We start from the raw sequence: 17,495 nt of genomic DNA, 5'->3' as shown, positions 1-17,495 counted from the left end.
CGGCAATCAATGGCTTCGGACGTTTCCGCGAGCGCAATTTTCAGGCGGCAATGCCGGTGCCGCCGCCGTTACGCAAGAGGTTGCGCAGGCGGTAGGCGATGGCGAGTGGCTTCGGGAAAGGCTTGCGCAGGAAGGCAACCTTGCGGACGTAATTATCGACCCGCCAGTTCGCCCAGGTGCCGCCAGCAAAGAAGGCGACGTCACCTGCCTGCAGCGTTCGCTCCAGGCCGTCTTCGGTGGTGACATGCACCTCGCCTTCGAGGATCATCACCGTCTCGTCCCAACCGAAACGCCAGCGGAATTCGCCTGATGTGCAATCCCAGATCGCCGTCAGCGACGCCTCGTCATGGCCGCGGGAATGTTCTGCCGTGCGCGCCTGCGGATTGCCGCTGATGATCCAGTCCGGATTGATCGGCGTCGATTTCAGCACCATGCCCCCGCTTGCCTGTGCGATGAAGGATTTGTTGGCCGACTTCAGCGCGGCATAAGGCACGGACCGCGCAGCCATGGCGACCGCGGTTGCAAGCATCATCTTCCAGGCCATGAATTACCCCCAATTTGCTACCCCTAGCTGCGCCGTGAATAGCAAAAAAGTCGTAAAAGCCCGTTCAAGCAGATGCTAAAATTTTAATGGAAGGTTGTTCGTCGCTGACGACTTCTTGGACACTCACCATCACAAGAACAAACTCAGTAAGGTTTAGAAAGCATCCGGGAAATGACGCGGCAGCTTCCCTGGCACTATCGCAACGATATCGTAGCGTTGCGATAGCCGAGCATAGTCCCGCTGACGAGCGAGCCAGAGGTCGCTTGCGGCCCGGATCCGTTTTTGTGAAGCGTAGGATACGGCATCCACCGCGCCCGTCTCGTCGGCGCGCGCCTTGACCTCGACAAAGATGGCCAGATCGCCCTTCCGGGCGATGATATCGATCTCGCCGAGCTTCGTCCGATGCCGCAGGGCGAGGATGCGATAACCCTTCAGCATCAGGAAAATGGCAGCGATATATTCCGCGGCCGAGCCGCGACGCAGCGCCTTTCTCCTGCGGAGCGTGGCTTCGCCGTCAGCCATTCGCAGCCTTCATGTCGAGGAGCTTCTGGTAGAGCACCTTGYGCGGCAGGCCGGTCAGGCGGGCAGCCTCGGTCGCCGCCTTGGCGGTCGGCAGCGATTTCACGAGATCCGTCAAAATCGCATCGACGTCGGCTTCGGCAACCGGCTGCTCCTGCGGTGGACCGATGACGAGCACGATCTCCCCCTTCACGTTGTCATGCTCTTCATAATGGACAGCGAGTTCAGAGAGCGTGCCGCGACGGAATTCCTCATAGGTCTTCGTCAGTTCGCGACAGACCGACGCTTCACGCGAACCGCCGAGCACATCGGCTGCCGCAGCAAGTGTTGCGCCGATGCGATGCGGCGATTCAAAGAAGATCAGTGTCGCCGGCGCACTCATAAATTCCGCGAGCCGGTCGCGGCGTGCCTTGTCCTTGGTCGGCAGGAACCCGGCAAAGAGAAAGGTGTCATTTGGCAGACCCGAGCCGACAAGGGCCGCGAGCGGCGCGGAGGCGCCCGGAATAGGAATAACGCGGTAGCCTGCCTCGATTGCCTGTTGCGCCAGCCGGTAGCCGGGGTCAGAGACGAGCGGCGTGCCGGCATCGGAGACGAGCGCTACCGACTTGCCGGCTTCGAGCGCCTGCAATAGCCGCGGCCCGGCCTCGTTGGCATTGTGCTCGTGATAGGCGAAGGGGCGGTTCTGAATGCCGTAGCGGTCGAGCAGGACACGGGTGACGCGCGTGTCCTCGCAGGCCAGGACATCGGCGCCAGCCAACGTTTCCAGCGCCCGCAGCGTGATGTYGCCGAGATTGCCGATCGGCGTTGCGACGAGATAGAGAGCCGGTTCGAGCGGGCGCGCCGGCACCGCGATATTGTGCAGGCGAAAACCGCGCCGGGCGCCGGTTTCCACTGTCGTCTCTTCCGTCATGTCATTCGCTTTCGTCCCGCCGGGCTTTTCTCTTTATGGGCGAGCGGTGCGGCTTCGACAAGAGCCCGCAATTTCTGTGAGCATTGCATTGCAAAACGGCATTTGCTGGCCTGTGGATGGCCATGCCTCTTGCAATCGCCGGCAAAGTTCTGCCATTTTGCCCGTCCACTCCCCTCTCCCGAAGGGGAAAGCAGTGACGTGGCGTTTCCGGGCGCCCGGACAATAAAGGTCGAAAGCGGTAGCATCCCATGCGTATTACTATTGAGCGGTCAAACCTTTTGAAGTCGCTGAACCACGTGCACCGCGTGGTCGAACGCCGCAACACGATCCCGATCCTGTCCAACGTGCTGCTGAAGGCCGATGGCCAGAGCCTCGACATGAAGGCGACCGACCTCGATCTCGAAATTACCGAAGCGACGCCTGCCAATGTCGAGCAGCCGGGTGCCACGACCGTTCCCGCCCACCTTCTTTACGACATCGTGCGCAAGCTCCCCGATGGCGCGGAAGTACTGCTTGCCACCTCCCAGGATGGCGGCTCGATGACCGTTCAGTCCGGCCGTTCGAAGTTCTCGCTGCAATGCCTGCCGGAATCCGACTTCCCGGACCTGACCGCCGGCACCTTCACGCATTCCTTCAAGCTGAAGGCAAGCGATCTGAAGATGCTGATCGACCGCACGCAGTTTGCGATTTCGACCGAGGAAACCCGCTACTATCTGAACGGCATCTTCTTCCACACGATCGAGAGCAGCGGCGACCTGAAGCTGCGCGCCGTGGCAACCGACGGCCACCGTCTGGCCCGCGCGGATGTCGACGCCCCCTCCGGCTCGGAAGGCATGCCTGGCATCATCATTCCGCGCAAGACGGTTGGCGAGTTGCAGAAGCTGGTCGATACGCCTGACGCGATCGTCACCGTCGAAGTTTCCGATGCCAAGATCCGGGTGACCCTCAATTCCATCGTCATGACCTCGAAGCTGATCGACGGCACCTTCCCGGACTACCAGCGCGTCATCCCAACCAATAACGACAAGGAAATGCGCGTCGACTGCACGAGCTTCGCCCAGGCCGTCGACCGCGTTTCGACCATTTCCTCCGAGCGCGGTCGCGCCGTGAAGCTCGCTCTCTCCGACGGCCAGCTTCTGCTCACGGTCAACAATCCGGATTCCGGCAGCGCGACAGAAGAAGTTGCCGTCGGCTACGATACCGATCCGATGGAAATCGGCTTCAACGCCAAGTATCTGCTCGATATCACCGCGCAGCTTTCTGGCGACCAAGCGATCTTCCTGCTGGCCGATGCCGGTTCGCCGACACTCGTGCGCGACACCGCAGGCGATGACGCCCTCTATGTGCTGATGCCGATGCGCGTCTAGGCGCGCGTCGCATTTATTGTCGAAAGCTTTCTGATCGCGACATCTGCACTTGTTTTTGCTCCCCCCTCCTGCAATTAAGGGAAAATTGAACGGCAGGCATGGGAGGACGGCATGGCATTGCGGCTCAAGGAACGACTCGGCAGAAAATTTGACGAGGAGATCCGTTTCTTCAAGGGCATGATGCAGGGGCCGAAGACCGTCGGCTCCATCGTTCCGACCTCCTCGATCACCGCCCGCAAGATGGCAAGCGTTGCAAATCCGCATTCGGACCTGCCCGTGCTCGAACTCGGTCCCGGCACTGGAGCCATCACCAAGGCGATCCTTGCCCATGGCGTGAAGCCGGAAAAACTCGTCGCCATCGAATATTCGACGGACTTCTACGAACATCTTATGCGCCTCTATCCGGGCGTGAACTTCATCAACGGCGATGCCTTCGATCTCGATAAAACGCTCGGCTCGCTCAAGGATCAGAAATTCGATTCCGTAATCTCAGGCATACCGCTCCTGAATTTCCCCATGCAGGCGCGCATCGCCCTGCTGGAGAGCCTGCTCGACCGCATGCCGGCCGGCCGCCCGATCGTGCAGATCTCTTATGGCGCGGTTTCGCCGATCGTCGCCAATGCCGATCGTTACAGCATTCATCATTTTGATTTCATCGTGCGCAATATTCCTCCAGCTCAACTCTGGATCTATCGGCGCGGATAAATGTTTGGACTTTATATCACCCATCCTCAGGTCAGGATCGACCCGCAGGTTCCCGTCCCCAAATGGGGTCTTTCCGATATCGGCGCCGAACGCGCCCGCAAGGCTGCTACGAGCGACTGGGCCAAGCGGCTGACCCGCGTCGTCTCAAGCGATGAGACGAAGGCGATCGAGACGGCGGAAATTCTTGCCGCGGCTTCGGGCGTGAAAATCGAAATCGTGCATGGCATGCACGAGAACGACCGCTCCGCCACCGGTTTCCTGCCGCCTGATAAATTCGAGGAGGCCGCCAACTGGTTCTTCGCCCACCCGCAGGAAAGCTTCAGGGGCTGGGAGCGGGCCGCCGATGCGCAGGCGCGCATCGTCTCTGCAGTCGAGGCAGTCCTTTCCTCGCATGAGGCGAATGCTCCAATCGCCTTTGTCGGCCATGGCGGCGTCGGAACTCTGCTCAAGTGCCACCTGATGGGTTCGCCAATTGCGCGTGATCGCGACCAACCAGGCGGTGGCGGCAATCTCTATGCTTTCAGCCTTGCGGATCGGCGCTTATCATGCGACTGGACACCCATCGAAGACTGGCGGGGATGAATTGAGATGGACGCACGCGAGCGGTTGATCGTCGGACTGGATGTTCCAACGATTGGCGAAGCGGAAAGACTGGTTTCCACGCTCGGCGACGACATTCTCTTCTACAAGATCGGCTATCAGCTCGTCTTTGCCGGCGGGCTGGAATTTGCCCGCGACCTTGCCGCAAGCGGCAAGAAAATCTTCCTCGACATGAAGCTGCTCGATATCGACAACACGGTCGCGTCCGGCGTCGAGAACATCGCCAGGATGGGCATGTCGATGCTGACGCTGCATGCCTATCCGAAAGCGATGAAGGCAGCCGTCGAAGCTGCCAGGGGTTCCGGCCTCTGTCTGCTCGGCGTCACGGTGCTGACCTCAATGGATGCCGAAGACCTTATCGATGCGGGTTATCAGTACGATCCGAAAACATTGGTCGCGCGCCGCGCCGAACAGGCGCGCGCCGCCGGCATGGGCGGCATCGTCTGCTCCGCCGAGGAATCGGCTGCTGTCCGCGAGATCGCCGGAGCTGACATGGCGATCGTCACCCCCGGCATCCGCCCCGCCGGCGCCGAGAAGGGCGATCAGAAGCGGGTGATGACGCCTGCAGATGCACTGAGGGCGGGTTCCACCCATCTCGTCGTCGCCCGTCCGATCGTCAAGGCGCCGGAGCCGCGTGAAGCCGCTCGGGCAATCCTCAATGAAATGGTCGCCGCGCTCTGGCCGGCGAACCGCTGATAAAGGAGCAATGATGGCCAAGGGATACTGGATCGCCCGCGTCGATGTGCGCGACCTCGAGCGCTACAAGGATTACGTCGCTGCCGCAAAGCCCGCCTTCGAGAAATATGGCGCAAATTTCCTCGCCCGTGGTGGCGCGATCACCGAGCTTGAAGGCAAGGCACGCGCCCGCAACGTCGTCATCGAATTTCCCTCGATGCAACATGCCGTCGACTGCTATAATTCCCCGGAATACCAGATCGCCGCAAAAATCCGCCATGAAGTGGCCGATGCCGAAATGGTCGTCGTCGAAGGCATCTGAACCAGTTTCGAACGGGTAAGAACTGCGGCGCAATGGCCCTTTTCGTCGAGCCGGGATTGGGCTAAGACGAAACAATCACAGCATTCCAAAGCCTTTCGAGGAGCCTGCCATGACCCTTGCCAACCTGCCGCCGCTCGTCACCGTGTTCGGAGGGTCCGGCTTTGTCGGCAGGCACGTCGTGCGCGCGCTGGCCAAGCGCGGCTATCGCATCCGCGTTGCCGTGCGCCGCCCCGATCTCGCCGGCTTCTTGCAGCCGCTCGGCAATGTCGGCCAGATCTCCTTCGTGCAGGCCAACCTGCGCTACCGCAACTCGATCGACCGCGCCGTCGAAGGCGCCGACCACGTCATCAACTGTGTCGGCATTCTCTTCGAGAGCGGCCGCAACACTTTCGACGCGGTGCAGGAATTTGGCGGCCGCGCAGTAGCCGAGGCCGCCCGCAACGTCGGTGCGACACTCACGCACATTTCCGCCATCGGCGCCAACGCCGGTTCCAACTCCGACTACGGCCGCACCAAGGGCCGCGCAGAAGCCGCCATCCTGTCGCTCAAGCCGGATGCGATCATTTTCCGTCCGTCGGTCGTCTTCGGCCCGGAAGACAGCTTCTTCAACAAGTTCGCCGATATGGCGCGTACCTTCCCGGTCCTGCCGCTCGTCGGCGGCGGCAAGACGAAGTTTCAGCCCGTTTATGTCGAGGATATTGCCGAGGCCGTCGCCCGTGCCATCGACGGCAAGGTCGAAGGCGGCAAGATCTATGAGCTCGGCGGTCCTGAGGTCCTGACCTTCCGCGAATGTCTCGAGACCATACTCAAGGTTACGGTACGCAAGAATCCGTTCATTTCCCTGCCTTTCGGCATCGCATCGCTGATCGGCAGCATTGCCTCGCTGGTACCTTTCATTGCGCCACCGATCACGCCGGACCAGGTGAAGCTGCTCAAGCACGACAATATCGTTTCCAAGGAAGCAGAAGCCGAAGGCCGCACGCTGAAGGGCCTCGGCATCACGCCGACGATGGCCACCTCGGTGCTCGACTCCTACCTGGTGCAATATCGTCCGCATGGCCAGTATACGGGGTCTGGCAAGGCTGCCTGATAGATCGATAGCCGACAATTTAAACGCCGTTCGCGAACTTCCGCGGACGGCGTTTTTCTTTTTCGCGAAGCGTAAATCCGGCGCAAGTCTGGCGTGTTTTGATGCGTTTCATAATGTGTAACGTTGCATAAAAGACGCATAGGAAAATTAGTGGAATTAACACCAAATTTAGCAGGAACGTTTATTGCTATTTGCCATTCCACTGACTAAACACCCCCGCGCGTCTCCAGAAGACTCAAGGCGCCTCGCAGGCGTGCGGCAATCACTGTGAAAGGCTATTTCTGATGGGCAAGTCAATCGCGCTTCTTTTTGCGTGTGCGGCACTGGTAATCCTCGCAGGCTCCTTCATTGCGCCGGGTTCCGTCGCAGCGGTGAAGGGCGGTTGCGCGCCGGCTTACGGCGTCGATCCCTGCTCTACGGCCTCCATCAGCCACTAAAAAGCCGGTCCTYTCGAACCGGCTTTATTTTATCCCGGCGCGAGCGACGCATATTCGATCGCTCGCGGGTTAACCGACTCAGCTAATAATGCCGGCCATCGCCATGCCGAGCAGTACGACACCCAAAATGATGCGATAGATCGCAAACACCGTGAAGCGGTTGCTCCTGATATAGGCCAGCAGCCATTTTACGGCGACAAAGGCGACGACGGTGGAAACGACGAAGGCAATGCCGAGCGCAGTCCAATCCTCGTTTGCCGCGCTGCCGTCCTTGAAGGTTTTCAGCAGCGAAAATGCGCTTGCCGCATACATGGTCGGAATGCCGACGAGGAAAGCAAATTCGGTTGCGGCAGCCCGATTAGCCGTGCCGGCGAGCATGGCGACGAAGATCGTGGCACCCGAGCGGGACGTTCCGGGGAAGACGCCGGCAACAACCTGCGCAATGCCCACAAGAATGGCAACGAGCCAGGTGATGTGAGTGCTCGGCGGGCGGCGGGCGGCGGCCCATTCGGCAACGATCATCCAGATGCCGCCGATGATCAGCGCCCAGGCAACCGGCGTTGCGTTCTCAGGCAGTTCAAAACCGAACCTCTTGACGATAAGCCCGAGGACCGCAGTGATCAGAAATGCGACGATCAGCTTGAGGGCATAATCGCGGTTCTGCGGATCGCGCCAACCGAGCAGCAGATCGAGCAAACGACGCCAGTAGATGATCGTAACGGCGAGGATCGCGCCTGCCTGGATGACGATGTTGAATGTATCCGAGCGGGCGCCAAGCCACTGTTCGGCAATGATCAGGTGGCCGGTACTCGAAATCGGCAGGAACTCGGTGATCCCTTCTATAATGCCCAGAATTATAGAGTTTATGTAGTCCATAAAGTGTCTCCGGTTTGGGGTTCGGTCGGACTGGAGTGGCGGTCAGGTTTATATTGCACTGCACAATCATCATTCGCCAGAGCGGGAGGAAAGAAAAGGCGAGCGGGGAGTTGCGATGATTCAGGCAGCCATGTTTTGTCCCTTGTCAGCTGGGCGCGGCCCGATTCGCTTGTATTAGAGGGGCCAAACTCCTATAGCTTCAACTAATGAGTCATGACTAGGGCGGTATAAGTGGCGCGCCCTTGAGCCCATGCACCACAATCAAACGTTCGAGTATCGATGCCCACGCTTTACCATCATCCCATGTCGTCCGCATCTCGCTTCGTCAGGCTCATTCTGGCGGAATACGGCTATCAGGCGGAGTTGATCGAGGAACAGACCTGGGAAAAACGCCGCGACTTCCTGGCGCTCAACCCGGCTGGTACGCTGCCCGTCTATGTCGATGACAGCATGCGGGCGCTCTGCGGCGCGACTGTCATTTCGGAATATCTCGACGAAACGCATGGCGTGCTGAAACGCGACCGCCGGCTGCTTGCCGAAGATCCGTTCCAGCGTGCGGAGATCCGCCGCCTGACGGAATGGTTCATGCAGAAGATGGAAAACGATGTCACCAAGCCGCTGGCGCGCGAACGCGTTTATAAGCTGCAGATGACGGCGGATCAGGGCGGCGGAGCCCCGGATTCCAAAATGCTGCGCACGGCGCGCGCGAATATCCGCCAGCACATGCGCTATCTCACCTGGCTTGCGGGTTCGCGCCAATGGCTTGCCGGCGACCGAATGAGCTATGCCGATCTTGCTGCCGCGGCCTCCATTTCGATTCTCGATTATCTTGGCGAGATCGACTGGTCGGAATCGCCGCTCGCCAAGGATTGGTACCAGCGGCTGAAATCGCGCCCCTCCTTCCGCCCACTGCTCACCGAGCGCGTGCGCGGTCTGACGCCGGTTTCCCATTACGCCGACCTGGATTTCTGACGAGGGCTTTTGATGCCCGAGCCGAAAACCGAGGACACAAAAGAGCGCAAGCGCCGCGACAATTTGACCGCCTTCCTGAAGGCGGAGGCGGTCGCTCTCGGCTTCGACCTCTGTCGCGTGACCCGTCCGGACTCGATCCTGGAGGCAAAGGAACGCCTTGGCCAATTCATCGATGCCGGCCGGCATGGGACGATGGAATGGATGGCAGAGACGCGCGAGCGGCGTGGCGATCCGCGCACGCTCTGGAGCGATGTACGCTCCGTCGCCGTCTTCGGCCTCAATTATGGGCCGGATGAAGATCCACGCAGTATTCTTGGCAAGAAGGATAGGGCCGCGATTTCCGTCTATGCCCGCAATCGCGATTATCATGATGTCATCAAGGGCCGGCTGAAGGAGATTGCGACGCGTTTTGCCGCCAAGGCGGGCGCAGACGTGAAAGTCTTCGTCGATACCGCACCCGTGATGGAAAAGCCGCTTGCGGCAGCAGCTGGTCTCGGCTGGCAGGGCAAACACACCAATCTTCTCAGCCGCGAGCATGGCTCCTGGCTTTTCCTCGGCTCGATGTTCACGACCGCCGATCTCAACATAGATGCCTCGGAGACCGATCATTGTGGTTCCTGCCGTGCCTGCCTCGATGCCTGCCCGACGGACGCCTTTCCGGCACCGTACCAGATCGATGCGCGCCGCTGCATCTCGTATCTGACGATCGAGCACAAGGGGCCGATCGATCTCGAGTTCAGGCCGCTAATCGGCAACCGCATTTACGGTTGCGACGATTGCCTCGCTGCATGCCCCTGGAACAAGTTTGCAAACGAAGCGTCAGAAATGAAGCTGAAGGCGCGTGAGGATCTGAAGGAACCTTCGATCGCCTTCCTCTTGACGCTCGACGATCCGACCTTCCGCACGTTCTTCAGCGGTTCGCCGGTCAAGCGTATCGGGCGCGACCGCTTCATTCGTAATGTGCTGATCGCTGCTGGCAATTCCGGCGAGCGCAGGCTGATCGAACGATGTCGTACGCTCGCCGTCGATGCCTCACCTGTCGTGCGCGGCATGGCAGTTTGGGCGCTGTCGCGACTCATGGAGGCTGGCGAATTCGAAGCCTTTGCCGCACAAAGGGAAAACGAGTCGGACGAAGAGGTCCTCAACGAATGGCGATTGGCGGGGGTGAACTGATGCACGTGATGATCTTTGGCTGCGGTTATTCCGGTACGGCGATCGCCAGAGCTTTTGGTGACAGCGGCATGCGCATCTCGGGAACGACCCGTTCGGAGGAGAAAGCGGAAGAGCTGAGGAAATCCGGGATCGAAGCCTTCATATTCGACGGGGAGACCTTGAGCGGCGACCTGCGGGCGGCCATGCCCGGCGTCACTCATCTCGTGCAATCGATCGCACCTCGCGATGCCGATCCACTGCTTGCATTGCTCGGTCAGGACAGCACGGCGCTTTTGCCGAAGCTGGAATGGATCGGCTATCTCTCCACAGTCGGCGTCTATGGCGACCACAGGGGCGCTTTGGTGACAGAGGAAACCCCTTGCGTGCCCGTCTCTGGCCGCTCGAAAGAACGGCTGGAAGCGGAGGAAGCCTGGCTTGCGCTCGGACGCAGGCGCGGCGTGCCGGCGGCGATATTGCGTCTCTCGGGCATCTATGGGCCGGGACGCAACGCCTTCGTCAATCTCGATCGCGGCAAGGCGCGTCGCATCGTCAAGAAAGACCAGGTCTTCAACCGCATTCGTGTTGAGGATATCGGCGCTTCTGCCAGCTTTCTATCCGAGCATGCGCTCGGCGGCATCTATAATGTCACCGACGACCAGCCCGGCCCGCCGCAGGACGTCATCGTCGAAGCGGCGCGGCTGATGAATGTCGAGCCGCCACCGGAACAGGCTTTCGAGACGGCAGAAATGACGCCGATGGCCCGCTCCTTTTATGGTGAGAACAAACGGGTTTCGAATGCCAAACTGAAGGCTGCGGGTTTCCATTTCGCCTTTCCGCACTACCCGATGTCGCTTGCCCAGCTCTGGCAAAACGGCCATTGGAAGGGATGATGAAAACACCCCATTCGGGTGAGTGGGCTATAACCCGTAAAGAGTAGAAATTTCCTACTTTCTAATTTTGGCGAACTGAATTTCGCTCCATATTATGGTTAACGGCCTCTAAATTTGCGCAAATGTGGCAGCAAATATGGCAGTCTGAGAAAAAAATTTTTGTGATTTCCAACGGCTATCAAATGTTTACCGTTTTTCGGGAAAAATCGTTCATATTTTAGCTGATTTCATTTGGTTTTTTCCAAAACCTGCCAATGCGGTGCCCTGCTACCGCAATGTTACCAAAATCACAAATGTTACAGACTGTAACGTTCCGTGATTGCGAGCGGCACTTTTTCGCCACTTTTCCCCGGATTGAAGCCCCACCGCCTGCGAAGGCGCAAGTTCAACAGTTGAGGGACAATCCGTTTTGAAGAAAATCTGCCGTTCTCTAATCACTACCGCAGCTATTGCAGCCTGTTCATTCGCCCTTCCGGCGGAAGGATTTGCTGGTAACGGATGTGGCGGTGCTTCGTGGTACGCACTTCGCTCCAAAACTGCTTCCGGGGAACGCATGAACCCGGCCATCTATACTGCCGCACATCGTTCTCTGGCGTTCGGCACCAAGGTGAAGGTCACCAACCGCAACAACGGCCGCAGCGTCGTCGTTCGCATCAATGATCGTGGTCCGTTCATCCGCGGTCGCGTGCTCGATCTGTCACGCGCTGCCGCGCAGAACATCGGCATGGTCTCTACAGGTACTGCGAAGGTCTGCTACGAAATCATGAGCTGAGGCCAGGTCCTCCGCGAAATCCCTGCGCCGGATGCGGCGCTTGCTCTTGCCGTCAATCGCGGGTAACCACGCGGTTGGGACTTGTGAACAATCCGCCCAGTCACTCAGGTTTCCCTGGCAGGCTTCCTGGGACTCATTTGCGCGGATCGTCACCAGCCAAGGCAATAGGAGAAGTTTGAATGCGTTTGGGCGGCCGCCTCGAAGGGGCGATTTCGGTTCTGGCTGATATCGATGCCCGCAAACGGCCTGTCGCCGATGCGCTGAAGGATTGGGGCCTTGCCCACCGTTTCGCCGGCTCCGGCGACCGGGCGGCGATCGGCAACATCGTTTATGACGCGCTGCGCATGCGCCTCTCCCACGCCTTCCTGATGGACGACGACAGTGCTGTTGCCATTGGGCACGCCGTCATGTTCCGCCAGTGGGGCTTCACGCCGGAAACGCTGGCTGCCGAACTTGCCGACGACAAGTTCGCACCGACTCCGCTTTCGACCGAGGCGCTCACGGCCTTTACGAGCCGCTCTCTTTCCGACGCGCCCCTGCATGTACAGGGCGATATTCCCGATTGGGTCCAATCCTCCTTCGAACAAGCTTTCGGCGACGGCTGGCTTACCGAAGCGCAGGCGCTTGCCGGGCGCCCGACGCTCGATCTGCGCGCCAATATCCTGAAGGCCACCCGCGAAAAGGCCGTCAAGGCGCTGGAACGCGCCGGCGCGAAGGAGGCCAAGATCGCACGCCACGGCATCCGGATTGCCGCCGGTGAAGGTGCCTCACGTCTTCCAAACGTCACTGCCGAGCTTTCGTTCCAGAAAGGCTGGTTCGAAGTGCAGGACGAGGGATCGCAGATCGTTGCCGATCTTGTGCTGGCTGGGGATGGCGAGCAGGTACTGGATTACTGCGCCGGCGGCGGCGGCAAGACGCTTGCAATGGCGGCCGCCATGCACAACAAGGGCCAGGTTCACGCCTATGATGCCGACCGCAAGCGGCTGGCACCAATCATCGAGCGGCTGAAGCGCGCTGGCACGCGCAACGTTCAGGTCCATGACGATGTCAGGGGCCTGTCCAGCCTGCGTGGCCGCTGCGACAAGGTGCTGGTCGATGCGCCCTGCACCGGTACGGGCACGTGGCGCCGACGCCCGGATACGAAATGGCGGCTGACAACCAAGAACCTCGACGAGCGCAAAGCCCAGCAGCAGGACGCGCTGACGCAGGCGAGCAGCTTTGTGCGCCCCGGCGGCGAACTGGTCTATGTTACCTGCTCGGTGCTGCCGCAGGAAAATGAAGAGCAGGTGCGGCGCTTTGCTACCGACAACGGCGATTTCGAAATCGTCAATGCTCTGCCGGCCTGGGACAGCCTGTTCGGCAAGGAAAGCACACGCCCACGCTCTTCCGACGGCAAGACGATCACCCTGACGCCGGCCTCGACGGATACGGACGGCTTCTTCTTCTGCCGCCTCAAAAGGAACGGCTGAGCGGGCCGGTCTGCCGCGGAAATCGAAAACGCGGCGTGACCGGCATGTGCCAGATGACACAACAGCAGAACGCGCTGAATTTTCGGGCAAATGTTCTTCCGCCAGCCAGGTTGAACACAGTAAATCCATCCTTAAAACCATTCCAAACTAGAGTGTTTGACACCAGTTTGCTTTTGCGCGAAGAGACGATTGCCGGATTCAGACGGAAATCCGTCACAGGAGAGGATCATGAAGCTCAACCGCACATTCCGCGCAGCCGCGCTGGCGATTGCCCCCGCCACCCTGCTCGCCCTTCCCGCCCATGCGGCAACCGACGCAGCGGCTGTCGTGAAGCATTATGCTGAAGTCGCACATGCGAAGTACGAAGACTCGCTGACAACAGCCAAGGCGCTCGACGCGGCCATCGACGCGTTTCTGAAGTCGCCTGATGATGCCACGCTGAAGGCCGCCAAGGACGCCTGGATCAAGGCACGTGTTCCCTATCAGCAAACCGAAGTCTATCGTTTCGGCAACCCTGTTGTTGACGACTGGGAAGGCAAGGTCAACGCATGGCCGCTCGACGAAGGCCTGATCGATTATGTCGATCCCTCCTATGGCACGGAAAGCGACGAGAACTCCCTCTATGTCGCAAACGTCATCGCCAACAAGACGATCAAGATCGACGGCAAGGATGTCGACGCCTCCAAGCTGACACCGGAGTTCCTCTCCGGCACGCTTGCTGAGGCCGGCGGTATCGAAGCCAACGTCGCGACCGGCTACCACGCCATCGAATTCCTGCTCTGGGGCCAGGATCTGCACGGCACGGGGCCTGGCGCCGGCGAACGTCCAGCCAGCGACTACGACCTGAAGAATTGCACGCACGGCAATTGTGACCGCCGCGCCGACTATCTGAAGTCGGCCTCCACGCTGCTCGTTTCCGACCTGCAGGAAATGACCGACGACTGGGCGCCGGATGGAGAAGCCGCAAAGCATGTCGAAGCCGATCCGAAGGCTGGCCTCGTCGCCATCCTCACGGGCATGGGTTCACTCTCCTACGGTGAGCTTGCCGGCGAGCGCATGAAGCTCGGCCTGCTGCTGCACGATCCGGAAGAAGAGCATGATTGCTTCTCCGACAATACCTACAACTCGCATCTGAACGACGCGATCGGCATCGCCGCCGCCTATACGGGCGAATATACCCGCGTCGACGGCACCAAGCTGGCCGGCCCGTCGCTGCACGACCTCGTTTCAGCCAAGGATAAGGCTCTGGACGCCGAGATGACCGGCAAGCTCAACAAGACGCTGGATGCCATGCATGCCATGGCCAAGCGCGGCGAGACGGTCGAGAAGTACGACCAGATGATCGGCGAGGGCAACAAGGAAGGCAACGCTGTCGTTCAAGCGGCCATCGACGGCCTCATTGACCAGACAAAGTCGGTCCAGCGCGTTATTGCCGCACTTGACCTCGGCACCGTCGAGCTTGAAGGTTCCGACAGCCTGGATAATCCTAACGCTGTCTTCAAATAAGCAAAAAGGCGGGCCGCTCCGAACCCGGAGCGGCCCGGATCCTTGAAATGTCGCATAACCCGGCCGGACGTCTTTTTATCAGCGCAGCTTTCTGCGCTTTGGTTGCCGGGCTTCCCGTCGCCATAGCCGGCGCCTTCGACCTTCCGGCTGGACGTACCGATCTTTCCGATGCGGATTTGAAGCGCGTCGCCGGTGTCACGCGGCCGACCGGCGATTTCACCAAGGCCGAACCCTACGAGGCGATGCAAGCGGGTGCAGCAACCTCCATCGATCCGATCACCGAAGACAGCTTCTCGCATATCGCCGCCAATATTCCCTTCGAGGAAGAACAGAGTTTCCGACTCGGCAATGCACTCTTCCGCAAACTCTGGGTCTCTGCACCCTCCTCGACGCAGGCGTCCGACGGGCTCGGCCCACTTTTCAATGCCCGCTCCTGCATGAGTTGTCACGCCAATGACGGCCGCGGCAAACCACCGGAGGGTGGTCCGAGCGCCACGTCGATGGTCCTTCGCGTAGCCCGTGCGGCAAAAACACCTGAGGAAGAAAAAGCGATCGCCGGGGCCGATGTCGTCAATTTCCCCGATCCGGTTTACGGCCACCAGCTTCAGGATCTTGCCGTTCCCGGGCTTGCCGCCGAAGGCAAGATTGCCGTCAGCTATACAGAGGAGATCGCGGCACTTGCCCGCGGCGGGACGGTGAGCCTGCGCAAGCCTGTCTATTCCGCCGATGACCTTGCCTATGGTCCGTTCGATCCGGCGACGACGATCTCTGCGCGCGTTGCCCCGGCGATGATCGGCCTCGGGCTGATCCAGGCAATCCCCGAGGCAGATATTCTCGCTCACGCCGACCCTGCCGATCTCGATCACGATGGAATCTCCGGCAAGGCGGCCATCGTGCGCGACCACCGTAATGGCAAGATTGCGCTCGGCCGTTTCGGCTGGAAGGCGCAGAACGCCACGGTACGCGACCAAAGCGCCGACGCCTTTTCCAACGACATCGGCATTTCGACGCCGGACGCGCCTAATGCGTATGGCGATTGCACTGCGGCCGAGACAAAATGTCTCGGCATGCCTGATGGCGTGCAGAAACGCCTCGGCGACGAGGAAGCCCCGGGCCCTGTGCTTGATCTCGTCACCTTCTATTCAGAGAACCTCGCCGTGCCGGCACGCCGCAAGGCGAGCTTTGCCGGGACCCTGCGCGGCAAGCAGCTTTTCTACGAATCCGGCTGCATTTCCTGCCACGTGCCGAAGTTCGTCACCCGCCGCGATACCGCTGAGAAGGCCCAATCCTTCCAGCTTATCTGGCCCTATTCGGATTTCCTGCTGCACGACATGGGCGATGGCCTGGCGGACGGACAGCAAGTAGGACTTGCCAGCGGACGTGAATGGCGCACGCCTCCGCTATGGGGTATAGGACTGACCCGGACTGTCAGCGGACACAGCTTCTTCCTGCATGACGGCCGCGCCAGAAATCTCACCGAAGCGATCCTCTGGCATGGCGGCGAAGCTGAAAAAGCCCGTAACGCATTCTCCTCGCTGTCAAAAGACGATAGAGAGGCCCTGATTACATTCCTGGAGTCACTCTGATGCGCCCCTGGCATACCCTCCTTTGCCTCGCCCTGACCGGCCTTGCCACATCGGCAGCCGCCCAGAGCGCCGCACCGCCCGCTTCGGGCCTCAACGAGGATGCCGTGCCCTCAGTCATGCAGCGCGCCGTCGATGAGGTCATCCGCCCCGGCTACCGCAACATGCAGCAATCGGCCGCACGCCTGACGACCGCCATGAACGATCTCTGCGCATCCGGCACGCAGCAGACGCTCGACCGCGCCAAATCCACTTTCGACGATACGATCCGTTACTGGTCGACCATCGAGATCGTGCAGACAGGCCCGGTCATCCAGGACAATCTCTTCGAACACATCCTCTTCTATCCCGACCGCAAGGGCGTCGGCCTCAAGCAGGTGCAGGCGCTTATCGCCAAGGCCGATCCGAAGGACACGGCCGTCGATGCCATCGCCGGCAAAAGTGTGGCCCTGCAGGGCCTGACCGCGCTCGAATATGTACTTTACGGCAGCGGTTCTGAAGATCTCATCAAGCAGAAGGGCGGCTTCCGCTGCCTCTACGGCCAAGCGGTCGCCGGCAATATCCAGCGAGAGGCCGGCGAAGTGGTCGCCGCCTGGGAGAAGCCTGACGGCGTGCAGGCGAGCTGGAAGCATCCCGGCCCGCAGAGCGACGATTTCATGGACAACAAGGAGGCCGTCACCGCCCTTCTCGGCATCCTCGTCCACGGCGCCGAGAATGTCCGCGATCAGCGGCTGGAGCAGTTCTACAAGGGCAAGGATACGCCTGCTCGCCCGCGCATGGCGATCTACTGGCGCTCCAAGAACACCTGGAAGTCCATGGCTGCCAATCTCGAGGGCATCCGGACGCTCTGGCAGAAGGCCGGCATGGCCGAGCTGTTGCCGCCGGAGAAGAAGCAGGTTGCCGATGCGATCGACACCAAGCTCAAGACGATCATCGACAGCGTCTCCAAGCTGAACCCGGATATCGAAGTCGCCGTCAGCGATGCGGAAAAGGCCAAGCTCGATACGCTGCTGACCGAGAGCCGCGACCTTATCACCACGATCAGCGACCAGTATGGCGCCGCGATCGGCCTTTCGGCCGGCTTCTCCTTCTCGGACGGGGACTGA

Annotated in this window: 19 protein-coding genes; 15 read left to right on the top strand and 4 right to left on the bottom strand. The window is 60.3% G+C overall.

The window, feature by feature from the left end:
- Positions 1-40: 40 nt before the first annotated feature.
- The 3 genes from AC1D35_RS06450 to rsmI all read right to left on the bottom strand — a co-directional run bounded on the left by AC1D35_RS06450 (position 41) and on the right by rsmI (position 1,973).
- Complete coding sequence (locus AC1D35_RS06450; RefSeq protein ID WP_113298281.1) at positions 41-544, bottom strand: cupin domain-containing protein; 504 nt, start codon at positions 542-544, stop codon at positions 41-43.
- A gap of 153 nt (positions 545-697) precedes the next feature.
- Positions 698-1,066 (bottom strand): YraN family protein, encoded by a 369-nt coding sequence (locus AC1D35_RS06445; RefSeq protein ID WP_113307720.1) that lies wholly within the window; start codon positions 1,064-1,066, stop codon positions 698-700.
- Positions 1,059-1,973 carry a 16S rRNA (cytidine(1402)-2'-O)-methyltransferase gene (rsmI, locus tag AC1D35_RS06440; protein WP_477938360.1) on the bottom strand — a complete coding sequence of 305 codons (915 nt, stop codon included), beginning with the start codon at positions 1,971-1,973 and terminating at the stop codon, positions 1,059-1,061. Before rsmI ends, AC1D35_RS06445 begins: the two co-directional genes overlap by 8 nt.
- 248 nt (positions 1,974-2,221) lie before the next feature.
- On the opposite strand from rsmI, the gene dnaN reads away from it, so the two are divergent.
- From dnaN to AC1D35_RS06405, 7 genes are all read left to right on the top strand, one after another.
- Positions 2,222-3,340, top strand: a complete 1,119-nt coding sequence (dnaN, locus tag AC1D35_RS06435) for a DNA polymerase III subunit beta (protein ID WP_113298278.1) — start codon at positions 2,222-2,224, stop codon at positions 3,338-3,340.
- 111 nt (positions 3,341-3,451) lie between these two features.
- Complete coding sequence (gene pmtA, locus AC1D35_RS06430; protein WP_113307718.1) at positions 3,452-4,045, top strand: phospholipid N-methyltransferase PmtA; 594 nt, start codon at positions 3,452-3,454, stop codon at positions 4,043-4,045.
- On the top strand, positions 4,046-4,627 hold the full coding sequence (locus AC1D35_RS06425) for a histidine phosphatase family protein (RefSeq protein ID WP_113307717.1): 582 nt from the start codon (positions 4,046-4,048) through the stop codon (positions 4,625-4,627).
- 6 nt (positions 4,628-4,633) lie between these two features.
- Positions 4,634-5,341, top strand: a complete 708-nt coding sequence (gene pyrF / locus AC1D35_RS06420; RefSeq protein WP_113307716.1) for an orotidine-5'-phosphate decarboxylase — start codon at positions 4,634-4,636, stop codon at positions 5,339-5,341.
- Positions 5,342-5,354: 13 nt separating this feature from the next.
- The gene (locus tag AC1D35_RS06415) at positions 5,355-5,642 is read left to right on the top strand and encodes a DUF1330 domain-containing protein (protein ID WP_113307715.1); all 288 of its coding nucleotides are present in this window, start codon (positions 5,355-5,357) and stop codon (positions 5,640-5,642) included.
- A gap of 109 nt (positions 5,643-5,751) precedes the next feature.
- Positions 5,752-6,732: a complex I NDUFA9 subunit family protein gene (locus AC1D35_RS06410; RefSeq protein ID WP_113307714.1), complete on the top strand. Its 981-nt coding sequence runs from the start codon at positions 5,752-5,754 to the stop codon at positions 6,730-6,732.
- 284 nt (positions 6,733-7,016) lie between these two features.
- The gene (locus tag AC1D35_RS06405) at positions 7,017-7,169 is read left to right on the top strand and encodes a hypothetical protein (protein ID WP_477832425.1); all 153 of its coding nucleotides are present in this window, start codon (positions 7,017-7,019) and stop codon (positions 7,167-7,169) included.
- Positions 7,170-7,247: 78 nt separating this feature from the next.
- On the opposite strand, the gene AC1D35_RS06400 is transcribed toward AC1D35_RS06405, so the two are convergent.
- Positions 7,248-8,045 (bottom strand): undecaprenyl-diphosphate phosphatase, encoded by a 798-nt coding sequence (locus AC1D35_RS06400; RefSeq protein WP_113307713.1) that lies wholly within the window; start codon positions 8,043-8,045, stop codon positions 7,248-7,250.
- Positions 8,046-8,324: 279 nt separating this feature from the next.
- Here AC1D35_RS06400 and AC1D35_RS06395 point away from each other — a divergent pair, with 279 nt between their 5' ends.
- The 8 genes from AC1D35_RS06395 to AC1D35_RS06360 all read left to right on the top strand — a co-directional run bounded on the left by AC1D35_RS06395 (position 8,325) and on the right by AC1D35_RS06360 (position 17,495).
- Positions 8,325-9,017, top strand: coding sequence for a glutathione S-transferase family protein (locus AC1D35_RS06395; protein WP_113298271.1), 693 nt, complete (start codon positions 8,325-8,327; stop codon positions 9,015-9,017).
- A gap of 12 nt (positions 9,018-9,029) precedes the next feature.
- Positions 9,030-10,190 carry a tRNA epoxyqueuosine(34) reductase QueG gene (gene queG / locus AC1D35_RS06390; RefSeq protein ID WP_113307712.1) on the top strand — a complete coding sequence of 387 codons (1,161 nt, stop codon included), beginning with the start codon at positions 9,030-9,032 and terminating at the stop codon, positions 10,188-10,190.
- Complete coding sequence (locus AC1D35_RS06385; RefSeq protein WP_113307778.1) at positions 10,190-11,059, top strand: SDR family oxidoreductase; 870 nt, start codon at positions 10,190-10,192, stop codon at positions 11,057-11,059. The genes queG and AC1D35_RS06385 overlap by 1 nt, the downstream gene beginning before the upstream one ends.
- A 409-nt stretch (positions 11,060-11,468) precedes the next feature.
- Positions 11,469-11,831, top strand: a complete 363-nt coding sequence (locus AC1D35_RS06380; RefSeq protein WP_113298269.1) for a septal ring lytic transglycosylase RlpA family protein — start codon at positions 11,469-11,471, stop codon at positions 11,829-11,831.
- A 179-nt stretch (positions 11,832-12,010) separates the two neighbouring features.
- Positions 12,011-13,300 carry an RsmB/NOP family class I SAM-dependent RNA methyltransferase gene (locus AC1D35_RS06375; protein WP_113307711.1) on the top strand — a complete coding sequence of 430 codons (1,290 nt, stop codon included), beginning with the start codon at positions 12,011-12,013 and terminating at the stop codon, positions 13,298-13,300.
- A gap of 228 nt (positions 13,301-13,528) precedes the next feature.
- Positions 13,529-14,806, top strand: coding sequence for an imelysin family protein (locus tag AC1D35_RS06370; RefSeq protein WP_113307710.1), 1,278 nt, complete (start codon positions 13,529-13,531; stop codon positions 14,804-14,806).
- Between the two features lie 47 nt (positions 14,807-14,853).
- Positions 14,854-16,392 (top strand): di-heme oxidoredictase family protein, encoded by a 1,539-nt coding sequence (locus tag AC1D35_RS06365; protein ID WP_113307709.1) that lies wholly within the window; start codon positions 14,854-14,856, stop codon positions 16,390-16,392.
- Entirely contained in the window at positions 16,392-17,495 is a 1,104-nt protein-coding gene (locus tag AC1D35_RS06360; protein WP_113307708.1) for an imelysin family protein, read from the top strand. Before AC1D35_RS06365 ends, AC1D35_RS06360 begins: the two co-directional genes overlap by 1 nt.

The organism is Rhizobium sp. P1_E6, from assembly GCF_056405875.1.
The sequence above is the reverse complement of the archived record's forward strand: the minus strand, read 5'-3'. Positions and strand labels throughout refer to the sequence as shown.

Bases quoted from the DNA above. Each gene is read 5' to 3' on its own strand.
- AC1D35_RS06450 (WP_113298281.1), bottom strand. From the start codon at position 544: ATGGCCTGGAAGATGATGCTTGCAACCGCGGTCGCCATGGCTGCGCGG.
- AC1D35_RS06445 (WP_113307720.1), bottom strand. From the start codon at position 1,066: ATGGCTGACGGCGAAGCCACGCTCCGCAGGAGAAAGGCGCTGCGTCGC.
- dnaN (WP_113298278.1), top strand. From the start codon at position 2,222: ATGCGTATTACTATTGAGCGGTCAAACCTTTTGAAGTCGCTGAACCAC.
- pmtA (WP_113307718.1), top strand. From the start codon at position 3,452: ATGGCATTGCGGCTCAAGGAACGACTCGGCAGAAAATTTGACGAGGAG.
- AC1D35_RS06425 (WP_113307717.1), top strand. From the start codon at position 4,046: ATGTTTGGACTTTATATCACCCATCCTCAGGTCAGGATCGACCCGCAG.
- pyrF (WP_113307716.1), top strand. From the start codon at position 4,634: ATGGACGCACGCGAGCGGTTGATCGTCGGACTGGATGTTCCAACGATT.
- AC1D35_RS06415 (WP_113307715.1), top strand. From the start codon at position 5,355: ATGGCCAAGGGATACTGGATCGCCCGCGTCGATGTGCGCGACCTCGAG.
- AC1D35_RS06410 (WP_113307714.1), top strand. From the start codon at position 5,752: ATGACCCTTGCCAACCTGCCGCCGCTCGTCACCGTGTTCGGAGGGTCC.
- AC1D35_RS06405 (WP_477832425.1), top strand. From the start codon at position 7,017: ATGGGCAAGTCAATCGCGCTTCTTTTTGCGTGTGCGGCACTGGTAATC.
- AC1D35_RS06400 (WP_113307713.1), bottom strand. From the start codon at position 8,045: ATGGACTACATAAACTCTATAATTCTGGGCATTATAGAAGGGATCACC.
- AC1D35_RS06395 (WP_113298271.1), top strand. From the start codon at position 8,325: ATGCCCACGCTTTACCATCATCCCATGTCGTCCGCATCTCGCTTCGTC.
- queG (WP_113307712.1), top strand. From the start codon at position 9,030: ATGCCCGAGCCGAAAACCGAGGACACAAAAGAGCGCAAGCGCCGCGAC.
- AC1D35_RS06385 (WP_113307778.1), top strand. From the start codon at position 10,190: ATGCACGTGATGATCTTTGGCTGCGGTTATTCCGGTACGGCGATCGCC.
- AC1D35_RS06375 (WP_113307711.1), top strand. From the start codon at position 12,011: ATGCGTTTGGGCGGCCGCCTCGAAGGGGCGATTTCGGTTCTGGCTGAT.
- AC1D35_RS06370 (WP_113307710.1), top strand. From the start codon at position 13,529: ATGAAGCTCAACCGCACATTCCGCGCAGCCGCGCTGGCGATTGCCCCC.
- AC1D35_RS06365 (WP_113307709.1), top strand. From the start codon at position 14,854: ATGTCGCATAACCCGGCCGGACGTCTTTTTATCAGCGCAGCTTTCTGC.
- AC1D35_RS06360 (WP_113307708.1), top strand. From the start codon at position 16,392: ATGCGCCCCTGGCATACCCTCCTTTGCCTCGCCCTGACCGGCCTTGCC.